The organism is Amycolatopsis sp. lyj-109, from assembly GCF_046548995.1.
GTDB lineage: Bacteria > Actinomycetota > Actinomycetes > Mycobacteriales > Pseudonocardiaceae > Amycolatopsis.
On record NZ_JAJPWR010000012.1, the window covers coordinates 328039 to 341827 of the forward strand.

The 13789-nt window shown below is 72.6% G+C and carries 15 protein-coding genes; 8 read left to right on the forward strand and 7 right to left on the reverse strand.

Annotation, left to right across the window (positions count from 1 at the left end):
- The first annotated feature begins 185 nt into the window (after nucleotides 1–185).
- From ACLJQF_RS27270 to ACLJQF_RS27280, 3 genes are read left to right on the forward strand one after another with little or no spacing between them, the layout of a single operon-like run.
- Complete coding sequence (locus ACLJQF_RS27270) at nucleotides 186–2768, forward strand: FtsX-like permease family protein (protein ID WP_410612745.1); 2583 nt, start codon at nucleotides 186–188, stop codon at nucleotides 2766–2768.
- Nucleotides 2761–3453 (forward strand): ABC transporter ATP-binding protein, encoded by a 693-nt coding sequence (locus tag ACLJQF_RS27275; protein ID WP_410612747.1) that lies wholly within the window; start codon nucleotides 2761–2763, stop codon nucleotides 3451–3453. The genes ACLJQF_RS27270 and ACLJQF_RS27275 overlap by 8 nt, the downstream gene beginning before the upstream one ends.
- Nucleotides 3450–4118: an ABC transporter ATP-binding protein gene (locus ACLJQF_RS27280; protein ID WP_410612749.1), complete on the forward strand. Its 669-nt coding sequence runs from the start codon at nucleotides 3450–3452 to the stop codon at nucleotides 4116–4118. The genes ACLJQF_RS27275 and ACLJQF_RS27280 overlap by 4 nt, the downstream gene beginning before the upstream one ends.
- Here the strand turns inward: ACLJQF_RS27280 and ACLJQF_RS27285 are convergent.
- Nucleotides 4099–5277, reverse strand: coding sequence for an FAD-dependent monooxygenase (locus ACLJQF_RS27285; protein WP_410612751.1), 1179 nt, complete (start codon nucleotides 5275–5277; stop codon nucleotides 4099–4101). The genes ACLJQF_RS27280 and ACLJQF_RS27285 overlap by 20 nt on opposite strands.
- A gap of 158 nt (nucleotides 5278–5435) precedes the next feature.
- On the opposite strand from ACLJQF_RS27285, the gene ACLJQF_RS27290 reads away from it, so the two are divergent.
- The gene (locus ACLJQF_RS27290) at nucleotides 5436–5789 is read left to right on the forward strand and encodes a VOC family protein (RefSeq protein ID WP_410612753.1); all 354 of its coding nucleotides are present in this window, start codon (nucleotides 5436–5438) and stop codon (nucleotides 5787–5789) included.
- Here the strand turns inward: ACLJQF_RS27290 and ACLJQF_RS27295 are convergent.
- Nucleotides 5786–6625, reverse strand: a complete 840-nt coding sequence (locus tag ACLJQF_RS27295; protein WP_410612755.1) for an oxidoreductase — start codon at nucleotides 6623–6625, stop codon at nucleotides 5786–5788. The two genes, ACLJQF_RS27290 and ACLJQF_RS27295, sit on opposite strands and share 4 nt — an antisense overlap.
- Nucleotides 6626–6722: 97 nt before the next feature.
- Between ACLJQF_RS27295 and ACLJQF_RS27300 the strand changes: the two genes are divergently transcribed.
- The gene (locus ACLJQF_RS27300) at nucleotides 6723–7625 is read left to right on the forward strand and encodes a LysR family transcriptional regulator (RefSeq protein ID WP_410612757.1); all 903 of its coding nucleotides are present in this window, start codon (nucleotides 6723–6725) and stop codon (nucleotides 7623–7625) included.
- A gap of 16 nt (nucleotides 7626–7641) precedes the next feature.
- On the opposite strand, the gene ACLJQF_RS27305 is transcribed toward ACLJQF_RS27300, so the two are convergent.
- Nucleotides 7642–8271 (reverse strand): FMN-dependent NADH-azoreductase, encoded by a 630-nt coding sequence (locus tag ACLJQF_RS27305; protein ID WP_410612759.1) that lies wholly within the window; start codon nucleotides 8269–8271, stop codon nucleotides 7642–7644.
- A 63-nt stretch (nucleotides 8272–8334) separates the two neighbouring features.
- On the opposite strand from ACLJQF_RS27305, the gene ACLJQF_RS27310 reads away from it, so the two are divergent.
- On the forward strand, nucleotides 8335–8967 hold the full coding sequence (locus ACLJQF_RS27310) for a TetR/AcrR family transcriptional regulator (protein WP_410612761.1): 633 nt from the start codon (nucleotides 8335–8337) through the stop codon (nucleotides 8965–8967).
- Between the two features lie 43 nt (nucleotides 8968–9010).
- Complete coding sequence (locus ACLJQF_RS27315; protein WP_410612763.1) at nucleotides 9011–10090, forward strand: GDSL-type esterase/lipase family protein; 1080 nt, start codon at nucleotides 9011–9013, stop codon at nucleotides 10088–10090.
- Between the two features lie 88 nt (nucleotides 10091–10178).
- Here ACLJQF_RS27315 and ACLJQF_RS27320 read toward each other — a convergent pair whose 3' ends face one another.
- From ACLJQF_RS27320 to ACLJQF_RS27335, 4 genes are read right to left on the reverse strand one after another with little or no spacing between them, the layout of a single operon-like run.
- Nucleotides 10179–10478: a hypothetical protein gene (locus tag ACLJQF_RS27320; RefSeq protein ID WP_013226701.1), complete on the reverse strand. Its 300-nt coding sequence runs from the start codon at nucleotides 10476–10478 to the stop codon at nucleotides 10179–10181.
- A complete protein-coding gene (locus ACLJQF_RS27325; protein ID WP_410612765.1) occupies nucleotides 10465–10689 on the reverse strand; it encodes a hypothetical protein in 225 nt (74 codons plus the stop codon). The genes ACLJQF_RS27320 and ACLJQF_RS27325 overlap by 14 nt, the downstream gene beginning before the upstream one ends.
- A 50-nt stretch (nucleotides 10690–10739) precedes the next feature.
- The gene (locus ACLJQF_RS27330) at nucleotides 10740–11195 is read right to left on the reverse strand and encodes an Lrp/AsnC family transcriptional regulator (protein WP_257918871.1); all 456 of its coding nucleotides are present in this window, start codon (nucleotides 11193–11195) and stop codon (nucleotides 10740–10742) included.
- Nucleotides 11192–12334 carry a M24 family metallopeptidase gene (locus ACLJQF_RS27335; protein ID WP_410612767.1) on the reverse strand — a complete coding sequence of 381 codons (1143 nt, stop codon included), beginning with the start codon at nucleotides 12332–12334 and terminating at the stop codon, nucleotides 11192–11194. Before ACLJQF_RS27335 ends, ACLJQF_RS27330 begins: the two co-directional genes overlap by 4 nt.
- Nucleotides 12335–12671: 337 nt before the next feature.
- Between ACLJQF_RS27335 and ACLJQF_RS27340 the strand changes: the two genes are divergently transcribed.
- Nucleotides 12672–13616 (forward strand): 5'-3' exonuclease H3TH domain-containing protein, encoded by a 945-nt coding sequence (locus tag ACLJQF_RS27340; RefSeq protein ID WP_410612769.1) that lies wholly within the window; start codon nucleotides 12672–12674, stop codon nucleotides 13614–13616.
- Nucleotides 13617–13789 lie beyond the last annotated feature (173 nt).

Genomic DNA, 13789 nt, shown 5'->3' on the forward strand with positions numbered 1-13789 from the left:
CGTGTTGCCGAACCGGCTGCCGCCGAAAGCCGCAGTCCGTTTTCCTTGCCCCGGCGGAGTTCTCGCCCAACCTCCAAGATCGAGTACCCACACAACGATCGTGACAAAAACGTTCCAACTCGACGGGACGGCCGGTAGCGTCCTACGCCATGCGGGTGATGTGGGGGAAGAATGGACAACGCAGAGTGACCAAGCCGTGGCGCGCGGCGCCGAAGGCCGCCCTCTCCAGCCCGCTGACGCTGATCGTGGCGGCCGTGACCTCGCTGCTGGCCTGTTTCCTCGGCACGGCCGCGGTGCTGCAGGCGTCCGCGGCCGGCGGCGCCACCGTCAAGTACCAGACGGGTATCACCTGCCCGGACAGCTACGGCCCGATGTTCGGCAAGGGCAACATGCCGGTGCAGGACATCCCCGCGGTGACCGGCGCGATCCAGCGCCACGCCGCCGCCCACGGGTTCGGCACCCCGATCGTCGGCCAGTTCACGAACGTGTTGCGGGGCACCGAGTTCAACGGCGACCCGCACTACAAGATCCGGCTCGGCTTCCGCGACCAGGCCGGCCTGGACAACCTGACGCTGCAGCAGGGCACGCGCGCACCGGGGCTGTGGCTGGGCAACGTGGTGGCCGACGCCGAGCACATCGGCGTCGGCACCAAGCCGAGCCTGCAAGGCGTCCCGCTGCCGCCGGTCACCGGCATCTACCGCGACCTGCTCGACCCGCCGCCGCGGTGGTGGTGCTCGCAGCAGTCGGGGGCCGTCATCGACCGGCTGGTCGACGATCCGATCGACTCCATCGTCTTCGCCACCGACCGCAAGACCTTCGACGACACGATCAAGGCGATCGGGCTGCCGACGATGCAGTACTTCCACGTCTCGTTCTACGAGCCTCCGCCGACGACGCTCAGCGCCGCGGAGGACCTGCTGCGGCGCTCGCAGGGCCTCGTCGCCGACGTCCGCGCCGACCTCACCGCCCAGGGCCTCGGTTCGCTGATCGCCGCCGACGTCCCGATGTTCCAGCGTTCGGTGCAGATTTCCCGCCAGGCGCGGGACAACGTGTTCGTCTCGATCCTGCCGCTGGCGCTGATCAGCGTCCTGGTCGGCTGCGCCGGCCTCGGCACGGTCGCTCTGCAGTGGTACCAGCGGCGGCACGCACAGCTGCGGCTGCTCGCCGCGCGCGGCAGTGGCCCCGCGGCGCTCGGCGGGCTCGCCGTCGCCGAGCTGGGCCTGCCGATCCTGCTCGGTGGCGCGGCGGGCGCGGTCGCGGCGCGGCTGCTGCTCGGCGTGTACGGCCCGCCCGGCGCCCCGGATCCGGCGGCCGAGCTGCGGGCCGTCGGCGTCGCGGCCGGGACGCTGGTCGTGTCGCTGGTGCTGCTGGCGCTGGTCGTCGCGGTGCGGGTGCACCGCGAGTTCGAGCTGGGCCGGGTGCGCCGCGGCGGCAAGCGGGTACGGCTGCTGGCGTACTTCCCGTGGGAGCTGGCGACGGCGGGCATGGCCTGGCTGGGCTGGACACGCCTGGCGCACTACGGCACGACGTCGCGGCTGGGCAATCCCCTGCCGCAGGTGGATCCGCTGGCCCTGACCTATCCGGTGTTCGTGGTGCTGACGGTGGGCCTGCTGACCGCCCGGCTGGCGTGGCTGGCGCTGCACGCTTCGCACCGGGCCCGGTTCTGGTCGCGCCCGGCGCTGCAGCTGGCGATCCGGCGGCTGGCCGGCGCCCGCGCCCCGGTGACCGGGGTGCTCGTCATCGGCACCCTCGCCATCGGGACGCTGGCCACCGGCATCGGCATCGCCAACGGTCAGGAAGCGGCCCTCGACACCAAGTCGGCGATCTTCGTCGGCAGCAACGCCCGCCTCGACACCGACAGCCCGATCGGCATGGGCCAGGTCGCGATGCCCGCGTCGCTGGCCGGGAACAGCACGGTGGTGGGCGAGCTGACCGGGACCGGCAGCGTGGTGCTGGTGATCGACCCGGCGACGTTCGCCCGCGGCGCCGCGGTGGAGCACGTCCCCGGCGACGACCTCGCCGGGCTGCTGGAGAAGATCTCGCGGCCGGACCCGCGCGGCACGCCGGTGATCCGGGTCGGGCACACGGCCAAGCAGAACGCCAAGCTGCCCGAGGACCTGCCCGACGCGGTCGTCGCCGGCGACCTCCCGGTGTTCCCGATGATCGGCACCTCCCCCGGGTACGTCGTCTCGCGCACGGTGCTCAGCCATGCGCAGCTGGACGGCATCCCGAAGTGGAGCGTGCTGACGACGGCGCCGATGGCGGAGGCGACCGCGGCGCTGCGCGCGGCAGGGGTGTTCATCCCGAGCCGGATCAGCCGCGAGTCCGCTTTGGACGGTCTGCCGTTCTTCGTGGTGTCGTGGACGTTCTCGTTCGTGGCCCTGCTGGGCGCGGTGCTCGGGGTGGTGGCGATCCTGGCGCTGCTGGTGGCGGTCGAGGTCCGGCGGCGGCAGAACGCCCTGGCCGGGGCGCTGGTGCTGCGGATGGGCATGCGGCCACGGACGCTGCTGGCCAGTCACCTGATGGAGCTGGGTGCGCTGAGCGGGCTGGCGATCGTCGTCGGGGTCGTGTGCGGGGTTTCGGTGGCGGGCCTGTCGGTCCCCCGGTTCGACCCGGCGACGTTCCTCGCGCCGCGGTCGGAGCTGCCGGATCCGCTGCCGTTCGTGCTGACCGTCGTCGTGATCGGCGTGGCGGTCGTCGCGCTGGCCGGCTGGATCGCGGTGCGCTCGGTGCGCACCGCCCGGACCGCGGAGCTGATCCGTGCCTGAGAAGCCCATCTTTTCCCTGCGCGGCATCGGCGTCGACTACCCGACGCCCGCCGGGGTCGTCACCGGCGTCGACGACGTCAGCCTCGACGTGCCCGCGCGCGGGATGACCGTGCTCGCCGGGCCGTCCGGGTCGGGGAAGTCGACGCTGCTGCGGGTGCTGGGGCTGTTCGAGCCGCCCGCGCGCGGCACGCTGACGTTCCAGGGCGCCGACGTCCGCAAGCTCAAGCACCGCGAGCGGCGGGCCCTGCGGCGCCACCACCTGGGGCTGGTCTTCCAGAACCCGGCCGACAACCTGCTGGGCTACCTGACCGTGGCCGAGAACCTGCACGCCGCGGCCGAGGCCGCCGGGACCGAGTGTGCGGCAGATGACATTCTCGGGCAGCTGGGCCTGCACGGCACCGGCAGCTGGAAGATCGCCGCACTCTCGGGCGGGCAGCAGCAGCGGCTGGCGTTCGGGTGCGTGCTGGCCGCGCGCTCGACGGTCATCCTCGCCGACGAGCCGACTTCGCAGCTGGACGAGGCGTCGGCCGACCTGGTGCTGGAGACCCTGCAGTACCTGGTGGACCAGGACTTCGCGGTCCTGGTCGCCTCGCACGACGAACGCCTGATCGACCTCGGCGCTCGGGTGGCCCGGCTGCACAAGGGCGCGCTCGAAGGCATCGAAGAACGGGAGCCACCGGCATGACCCTCGTGGAAGCGGTCGGGCTGCGCCGCAGTTTCGCCCACCCCAGCGGCGACATCGAGGTGCTGCGCGGGCTGGAACTGCGCGTCGGCGCCGGCGAGCTCGTGACCGTGTCGGGCCGGTCGGGGTCGGGCAAGAGCGCGCTGCTGGCGCTATTGTGCGGGTTCGACTCCCCCGACGCCGGCTGCGTGCTGCTCGACGGCGTCCCGATCAGCGGCGCGCCGCCGTGGCACACCTGCGCGGTGCTGCCGCAGGCGCTCGGGCTGGCCAACGAGCTGACGATCGCCGAGAACGTCGCCCTGCCGCTGCGGCTGCGCTCGGACGTCCCGCGCCCGTCGCGCCCGGCGATCGCGGAGCGGGTCACCGGCCTGCTGGACGAGCTGGGCATCGGCGAGCTCGGCGACCGCTACCCGCTGGAGGTGTCGTTCGGGCAGCAGCAGCGGGTGGCACTGGCCCGCGCGGTGTCGGGCCGGCCGCGGGTCCTGCTCACCGACGAGCCGACCGCGCACCTGGACGCCGGCTCGACGCCCCGGGTGCTGCGGCTGCTGCGCCGGTGTGCCGAGGAGGGGGCGGCGGTGATCGTGGCGACCCACGACGACGAGGTCCACCGCATCGCCGACCGCCGTGTCCGCCTGCTCGACGGGGTGCTCACGGCGTTGCTGGACTGACCGGCACCTCGGCGTACTCGGGCAGGTCGGCACCGTTGATCGCGCGCTCGATCAGCGGCATGAGGGCCGCCATGTCGGGCTCGGCGTCCGCGGCGGCGTCGCGGCTGCGGACGTGCAGCCGGCCGATCTCCTGGTTGGCCTCGACGAACGAGCGCATCCGCGTCTCGTAGCCGGCGAAACCGGCCTCGGGGTCCCAGCCGGCGGCGGCGAGTTCACCGGCCAGCAGGTAGGCGCCCACCAGGGCCAGCCCGGTGCCGCCACCGGACATCGGCGACGAGCAGAACGCCGCGTCGCCGATCAGCCCCACCCGCCCGGCCGACCAGCGGTCCATGACCACCTGGGCGACCTGGTCGAGGTAGAAGTCCGGGGTGTCGTCCAGGTGCGCGAGGATGCGCGGCGTCTGCCAGCCCAGGCCGGCCATCCGCTCGCGCAGCAGGTTCTTCTGCCCCTCGACGTCGCGGTGATCGACGTCGAAACCGGCCGCGGGGAAGGACAGCATGGCCATCGCCCGGGTGGGGTCCTTCAGCGGCCGCAGCCCGGCCGAGCGCCCCCGGTCCTGGTGGTCGAGCATCCAGCCGTCGATGCCGAATTCGTTGGGCACGCTGTAGAAGGCCAGCACGAGCCCGAGGTGGCGGACGAACCGCTCGCGGGGCCCGAACACCGTCTCGCGCAGCTCCGAATGCAGCCCGTCGGCCCCGACCACCAGGTCGAAGCCCCGCCGGACGCCACCGGCGAAGGTGACGTCGACCCCGTCCGCGTCCTGGGTGAGCTCGGCGATCCGGTCGCCGAAGAGGTACTCCACACCGTCGCGGGTGTCGTCGTACAGGATCCGGGACAGGTCTCCGCGCAGGATCTCGATGTCGGCGATGTACCCGTCGCCGCCGTCGTCGTCCGCGCGGAAGGTCTCCAGCACGGTTCCGTCGGCGTCCACGGTGTACGCGCCGGCGGTCTCGGTGCGGGCCGCGCGCACCGCCGCGTCCAGCCCCATCCGCCGGATGACCTCCTTGGCCACCCCGCGCGCGTCCACCGCCTGCCCGCCGGGACGCAATCCGGGTGCCCGTTCCACCACGGTCACCTCGGCGCCCCGCCGCCGCAGCCAGTGGGCCAGCGCGGGTCCCGCGATGCTCGCCCCGGCCACCAGAACCCTGTTCCCGCTCATCGCGATCCCCCTCGTCGATCCGGTTGACGGCCGGGAGTTTAGCGGCTGACCACGCCAACCGATCAGGAATCGAGAAGCGCTGGTCAGGGCGCCGCGAATAGCGTCGGTGACATACCGCGAGCGAAGTACCCCAGACCACGACTTCAGGAGCACCGAAAATGAGCACCCAGGGGATCAAGACCGTCCTGCACCCCGTCACCGACCTGGCCGCCGCCAAGGCCGTCTACACCGCCCTGCTGGGCATCGAGCCGCAGGCCGACGCCCCCTACTACGTCGGCTACGACGTCGAGGGCCAGCACATCGGGCTGGTGCCGAACGGCGCGCAGCAGGGCATGACCGGGCCGGTGACCTACTGGCACGTCGGCGACATCGAGGCGAAGCTGGCCGAGGTGACCGCGGCGGGCGGGACGGTCAAGGACGAGCCGAAGGACGTCGGCAACGGACGCCTGGTGGCGACCTTCGCCGACGCCGACGGCAACGTCCTCGGCCTGCTGCAGGACACGCACGCCTAATCGAGTGCGGTGGCCCGGCTGACCTCCTCCCAGGCGGCCAGGTCCGCCGCGACGGCGACGTGGTGGGCGCGGATGGCTTCGACGGCGTCCGCGCCCAGCGCGAGCCGCAGCGGGGCGTCGTCCCTGCCCACCGCGCGGACGATCGCCGCGGCCGCCTTGGCCGGGTCGCCAGGCTGGGTGCCGTCCATGTTCTCGACCGCTTCGCGCGTGCCCGACGTCGACACGGCGTAGGCGTCGATCGTGCGGGAGCGGTGCATGCGGCCGCCGCCGAACTCGGTGCGGAACGCGCCCGGCTCGACGATCAGCACCTTGACCCCGAACGGCGCCACCTCCGCGGAGAGGGCCTCCGAGAGGCCTTCCAGAGCGAACTTGGTCGCGCAGTAGGCACCGTAGCCGGGCGGGGACAGCTGCCCGCCCATCGAGCTGATCTGCACGACCGTGCCGCTGCCCTGCGCGCGCAGGTGCGGCAGCACCGCCTTGGTGACCGCGACCGCGCCGAAAAACATGACCTCCATCAGCGCGCGCAGTTCGTCCATGGTGAGTTCTTCGACCGCGCCGACCGAGCCGCTGCCGGCGTTGTTGACCACGACGTCGATCCGGCCGAACGCCTCGAGCGCGGCCTGCACCGCGGTGTCGATCTGCCCGGCGTCGGTGACGTCCAGGGCCGCGGTCCGGAGCCGGTCGCCGCCGCGCTCCTGCAGTTCCGCCAGGGTTTCCGGTCGGCGGGCGGTGGCCAGCACGCGGTCGCCCGCGGCCAGTGCGGCCAGCGCGATCTCCCGGCCGAAGCCGGCGGAGCAGCCGGTGATCAGCCAGACGCGGCCGTCGGTGTTCGTCATTTTCCGTGTCCTCCCAGTGTTTTCCTCCTTCCATCCTGGAGACGATCACGGCCGGGCCGCCAACACCGATGTCCTGCCGCGGCTACAGTCGGAGCCTGTGACCCCCGAGTTGCGGCAGCTCCGCTACTTCGTCGCCGTCGCCGAGGCGACCAGCTTCACCCGCGCCGCCGCCGGGCTGCACCTCGCGCAGCAGTCGCTGTCCCAGCAGATCACCGTGCTGGAACGGGTCCTCGGCGTGCGGCTGTTCGACCGCGACGCGCGCGGGACGCGGCTCACCGCCGTCGGCCGACTGTTCCTGCCCGAGGCCCGCGCGGTGCTGGCCCGCGCCGACGAAGCCGTCGCGACGCTCGGGCGGGCGGTCCGCGGCGAGATCGGCGACGTCCGGCTCGTCTTCCTGGCCACGACGGCGAACTACCTGCTGCCGCCGGTGATCCGCGCGGTGCGGGAGCAGCTTCCCGGGCTGGCCGTGACGACGGCCGAGGCGTCGATCGCCGAGCTCGTCGAGGGCCTGCGCGAGGGCCGGTTCGACCTGGCGTTCACCCGGCCGCCGCTGGTCGGGGACCTGGTGTCCCGGACGTTACTGACCGAAGAGGTGTGTGCGGTGCTGCCTGCGGAGCACCCCCTATCCGGGCGGGCGTCGCTGAAGCTGGCCGAACTCGCGGACGAGCCGTGGGTGCTCACCCCGCGCGGCAGCTGGGAACCGTGGCACCGCGGCTACGACGACGACTTCGCCGCGGCCGGCTTCACCCCGCGGGTGGTGCAGCGGGCCGCCACCGTGCAGGGCCTGCTCGGGCTGGTCGCGGCCGGGGTCGGCGTCACCCGGCTGGCCCGCTCGTCGCACAGCCTGCGCCGCACCGGCGTGGCGTTCGTGCCCTTGGCCGGCGAGGTCGCCCGCACGGAACTGGTGTGGGTGCCGGGCAACGACAACCCGGCGGTGCGGGCGATCGCAGACGTCGCGGCCGGGCTCGCGGCGGCGACGGATCTCACTCAGGCGGGCTGAGCGCCTCCCGCCGGGGTCAGAAGGTCTTCGCGGTGTCGCGGGCGGCTTCGTGGGCGATCCGGCCGAGTTCTTCGGCGTCGCCGGTGAGGGTGGGGTGGAACCGGATCTCGGTGACGTCGTCGATGCCGGTCCAGTTGAGCCAGCCGGTGAAGAACGGTGCCTGGAAGTCCGCGCCGAACTCGGGGCCGAGCCCGGGCGCCCACACCGCGCTGGTGTAGATGACCGCGGCGCGCTTGCCGCGGCCCTCCAGGAGGTGCCGGTAGCCGGTGGCCGGGTCGACGCCGAAGATCCAGCCGGGCTGGGACACGACGTCGACGAACTGCTTGAGCACGTAGGGCACGCCGGAGTTCCACATCGGCACGCTGAACAGGATCCGGTCGGCGGCGTCGAACCGGGCGAACGCCGCCTGCGCCGCCGCCCAGGCGTCGGCTTCCTCGCCCTGCGGGGTGCCGCCGCTGAAGACGGTCATCTTGGCGCGGGCCGCGGCCGGGCCGAACGCGGGCAGCGAGCCGTCCCAGAGGTCCCATTCGTCGATGTCGGCGTCCGGGTGCTGGCTGCGGTAGGTGTCCAGGAAAGTAGCTGCCAGCCGCAGCGACTGGGACGCTTCGCCTCGTGGGGACGCGGAAATGTGCAGCAGATCGGACATGGCGATGCTCCTTGGACGGGGTGCCGGCTTTCACCGGACGGGAAATCGGACTAGAGTCCGCTTATGTCCTCGAACTGTAGCGGACCGCAGTCCGTTTCGTCAACGCCCGCCGGGCTGCCGGTCCTCGGTGCGCCCGTCCGCGAGCGGGCGGACGCCGCCCGCAACCGGATCCGCGTCCTGGAAGCCGCCGAGAAGCTCTTCGCCGAACGCGGCGTCGACACGGTCACCATGGACGACGTCGCGGGCGCCGCCGGCGTCGGCAAGGGCACGCTCTACCGCCGCTTCGGCGACAAGGGCGGCCTCGCCATGGCCCTGCTCGACCAGCGCGAACGCGAACTGCAGGAGCGGATCCTCACCGGCCCGCCACCGCTGGGCCCCGGCGCCGGGCCCGCCGACCGCCTCGGCGCGTTCATCGAGGCCTACCTCGAACTCCTGGACCGGCAGCTGGACCTCGTCCTGCTGTCCGAGACCGCCACGACCGGCGCCCGGTTCCGCACCGGCGCGCACACCCTGTGGCGGCAGCACTGCCGCTACCTGCTCGAAGCGGGCGGCGCGGACGGCGCCGAGATCGCCGCCGACGTCCTGCTCGCGGCGCTCGCGGCCGAGCAGGTCCGGCACTGGCGACGGGACCGGGAGATCGGCTCGGCAACGCTGGCGCAGTCGCTCGTCCGGCTGGTGCGGAGCTGGCTGCCGTGACGCACCGTGTCCGCCGCCGGGCCGGTCCGTAGAATCGACGGCGATGCGTCGTCTTCGGTGGTACTGGGGAGCCCTCGTCCTCGCGTGCGTGGCCTTGCTGGCCGGGTTCTTCGTCTTCTTCGGCTCCGAAAGCAAACCCGGGCAGCCGCAGCCGCGGCAGGGCCCGCCGGGCACCGGCCCGCTCACCGTCGTCGCGATGGGCGACAGCACCGTCTCCGGCGAAGGCGCCGGCCAGTACACCGCCGCCACCAACGGCCAGGGCGGCAACTGGTGCCACCGCTCCCCCAACGCCTTCGTCGAGAAGATCGCCGCGCCGGGCATCACCGCACACGTCAACCTCGGCTGCTCCGGCGCGCCCGCCGAGCAGGTCGCGCTCGGCGACGTCAAGCAGTGGACCGAGGGTTCGCAGGCGCAGCAGCTGGCCGCGCTGGTGAAGGACCACCGGGTGGCCGCGGTGGTGATCGCGGTCGGCGCGAACGACGAGCCGAAGTTCTCCAACCAGGTCAACGACTGCTTCAAGGCGTGGTTCGACGCCGGCGGCCCGGCGTGCAGCACGGCACTGAAGCAGACCTGGCAGTCCAAAGTGGACGCGATGGTGCCGAAGGTCGCGAAGGCCGTCTCGGACGTGAAAGCGGTGCTGGCGCAGGCGGGGTACGTGCCCGCGGACTACCAGCTGATCCTGCAGTCCTACGCGGCCCCGATCGGCCCGGACCTGCCGGAGGACCTGCGCAGCCTCAACGGCTGCCCGTTCCGCACCGAGGACCTGCGCTGGATCGCCCAGACCGGCATCGGCGTCCTGTCATCCGGTCTGAAGGCGGCCGCCCAGCAGACCGGGGCCCGCTTCCTGGACCTGGCCAAGGCGGGCGTCAAGCACGAGGCGTGCAGCGGCGGCGCCAACCCGGCAACGGAGTGGTTCACCCGGCTGACCCTGCAGCTGGCCGACCTCGGCCAGGCCGAGCGCGCCGGCCACGCACTGCAGGAATCGTTCCACCCCAACACCGCCGGCCACACGGCGATCGCCAACTGCCTCACGGAGTTCATCGCGGCCAAGGACGGCAACGCCACCTGCCTGGCCGGCGCGGACGGCAAGCTCCACGCGGTCCCGGAGGTCGTGGCCCGCTGACGCCCGCACGTCTTGAATGACTCATTCCTGGCGTCGGAGGTCTTGAATGAGTCATTCAAGACCTCGCCGACGGGGATTGGAGCCGGCCTCAGAGGTCGAGTGCGGCCCGCAATGCGATGTCGATGCGTTCCTGGACGTCCTGGTCGATCTCGGCGATCCGCTCGTCGAACCACGGGCGGTAGAGCCGGGTCAGGTTGAGCGTCGACACCCAGTAGCGGGCGTCGACGGCCACGCCGAGGATGTCCATCGGGTCGCGGTCGAGCAGTTCGGTGCCGAGCAGCCAGGGCCGCTCGGACTCGTTCACCCCGTCCGAGGACAGCAGCACCACCGTGCGCTGCCGGGCCGGATCGGTCGGGGGGTGGTACGTCCAGACTTCACCCCTGCGCACGCAGATCCTTTTCCGCCGCGCTGCGCTCGGCCTCGTCCGATTCCGCGGCGGCCGGTTCCGGCCTCTGCGGGGTGTAACCCGTGCGCACCGCCTCGCGCCTGGCCGCCTTCGACAGCCAGGACGAGACCGAGATTCCGTGGGCTTTCGCGGCTCGTTCGGCGAATTCCAGCGCGCCGCTGTCCAGCGAAAGAGTGACCTTACGTGTTGCCATACCTTTTACCGTACCAGCGCCCAGGTTCTGACACCAGCGGAGCGCTGGTGTCAGAACGTCGGCGAACGTCCCTCGAACGGCGTAGAGAGCACCACCGTCGTGCGGGTCGACACCTTCGCGGCCTCCCGGATCCGCCGCAGCAGGTCCTCCAGCCCCAGCGGCGACTGGACGCGCACCAGCAGGATGTAGGACTCGTCGCCGGCCACCGAGTAGCACGACTCGATCTCCTTGATGTGCTGGATCCGCTGCGGGTAGTCGTCCGGCGCGGCGGGGTCGTTGGGCGTCAGCGAGATCAGCGCGGTCAGCGGCAGGCCGATCTGCTCGCCGTCGAGCCGGGCGGTGTAGCCGAGGATGACCCCGCGCTGCTCGAGGCGGCGCACCCGCTGGTGCACCGCCGACACCGACAGCCCGACGCGCTCGGCGAGGTCGGTGAAGCTGCGCCGCCCGTCCGCCGCGAGCTCCTGGACGATCGCCTGGTCCAGCGGCTCCAGGCCGCCGGGTGTCATGCGTCCAGCACGACGAGCTCGTGCGGCTGGTTGTTGACGGACTCGACGCCGTCGGCGGTGACGATCACGATGTCCTCGATCCGGGCGCCCCACCGGCCCGGCTGGTAGATGCCCGGCTCGACGCTGAAGGCCATGCCCGGCGCCAGCGGCAGCGCGTTGCCGGCGATGATGTACGGCTCCTCGTGCACGTCCAGGCCGATGCCGTGCCCGGTGCGGTGGATGAAGTACTCGCCGAACCCGGCCTCGGCGATGACGTCCCGCGCGGCGGCGTCGACGGCCTCGGCGGTGACGCCCGGCTTGACCGCGGCCACCGCGGCGGCCTGGGCCCGCTGCAGCACCGCGTAGGTCTCGGCCACGTCGGCGTCCCGCGGCTCGCCGACGGCGTAGGTGCGGGTGGAGTCGGAGTTGTAGCCGGCCGGCAGCGGGCCGCCGATGTCGACGACCACGACGTCACCCTTCTCGATGACGCGCTCGGAGACGTCGTGGTGCGGGCTGGCGCCGTTCGGGCCGGACCCGACGATCACGAAGTCCGCCCGGACGTGCCCCTCCTCGACGATGGCCGCGGCGATGTCGGCGCCGACCTCGGCCTCGGTGCGGCCCGGCCGCAGCCACTCGTGGACGCGGGCGTGCACCCGGTCGATCGCCGCACCGGCCTCGCGCAGCGACGCGATCTCGGCGGCGTCCTTGCGCATCCGCAGCTCCCGCACGACCGGCCCGGCCAGGGTCTGCTCGGCCTCCCCGAGCGCGGCCCGCAACGCGAGGACGTGCAGGGCGGGGGTGAAGTCGCTGACGGCGACCCGGCCGGGCTTGCCGAGCCGGTCCGCGACGAGCTTGTACGGGTCGTCGCCGTCGACCCAGGTGAGCAATTCGACGCCGAGGTCGTCGGTGGGGACGTCGGCGTACCCGGGCGCCTCCAGCTTCGGTACGACGAGCGCGGGGGTGCCGTCGGCGGGGACGACCAGGGTGGTGAGCCGCTCGAACGAACCCCCGGCCTGTCCGAGCAGGTACCGCAGGTCGGAGCCGGGCGCGATCAGCAGGGCATCGGTACCCGCGGCGGCCGCGGCAGCGCGGGCACGGTCCAGCCGCGCCCGCAGGGCGGCGGCATCGGGGGCGGGCGTGTGAAGGGATCGGCGCGACATGAGGGCGAGCCTAGTGGGGCGGCGGGGGAACGGAACGCGCCCGGGGCCACGACATGCCGGGCCGGGTGACACCACGCCCGGAGTACCTCCTCCCGCGCCGAGTCGCGTGGCTTGCCCCTCGCCCGGCCCGGCTCTTGCGCCCCAATGTGGCCTTCGGTGCGTCTGACGCACCCAAGGCGGCCTTCGGTGCGTCAGACGCAACCAAGGCCACATTGGGGCGCATGGGGTCCACGGCTCCGGCCGCACCGGACGTCACACCAGGGGCCGCGCGTTTCCTCCCGTGCCGAGTCGCGTGGCTCGCCCTCGTCCGGGCCGGGAACGTGGCAGGCTGTGCGGGGTGACCGGATCCCTTGCCCTGCTCGACTCCGCGAGCCTGTACTTCCGCTCCTTCTTCGCCCTGCCCGACTCGATGCGCGCCGCCGACGGGACGCAGGTCAACGCCGTGCGCGGGTTCGCCGACACGATCGCGCGGATCCTCACCGACCGGCGGCCCGCGCGGCTCGTCTGCTGCCTGGACGCCGACTGGCGGCCGAAGTTCCGCACCGACCTGCTGCCCAGCTACAAGGCGCACCGGGTGGCCGAAGAAACCGGCAGCGGCCCGGACGTCGAAGAAGTGCCCGACACCCTCACCCCGCAGGTGCCGATCATCCTCGACCTGCTCGAAGCGTTCGGGTTCGCCACCGCCGAAGCCGCCGGCTACGAGGCCGACGACGTCATCGGCGCGCTGGCCACCCGCGAGAAGGCCGACCCGGTCGAGGTCATCACCGGCGACCGGGACCTCTTCCAGCTCGTGCGCACCGAACCCACGCCCACCTCGGTCATCTACGTCGGCAAGGGCTGGGCCAAGGCCGAGCTCCTCGGTCCCGACGAGATCGCCGAGCGCTACAGCGTGCCGCGGGAGATCGCCGGACCGGCCTACGCGGACATGGCCGCCCTGCGCGGCGACCCGTCCGACGGCCTGCCCGGCGTCGCGGGCATCGGCGAGAAGACCGCCGCGAAGCTGATCACCCAGTTCGGGTCCCTCGAAGCCCTGGTCGCCGCGGGCGAAGCCGGGGACTCCGCGCTCCCGCTCAAGACGCGCCTGCGGCTGAAGGAAGCGGCCGGCTACCTCGCCGTCGCCCCGACCGTGGTCCGGGTCGCCGTCGACGCGCCGGTCGAGCAGTCCCGCCCCGACACCGTGCCCGCGACGCCCGCCGACCCGGAACGGGTCGCCGAGCTGGCCGAGCGCTGGAACCTCGGCAACTCGGTCGAACGGCTGATCAAGGCCCTGCCCGGCGCCTAGTACTCCAGGGACACTTGTGTGCGTGACCTGGGGAAACAAGGTCACCTTTTGCCGTGGCTGGTGGTCGTGAGTGGTAATTCGGGTTCTAACCCGAATTACCACTCACGACCAGCTGCGGCAGACCGGCAGGCCGGCGTCCAGGATTGTCCTGGCAGGCCATCTTCGGCCGCACC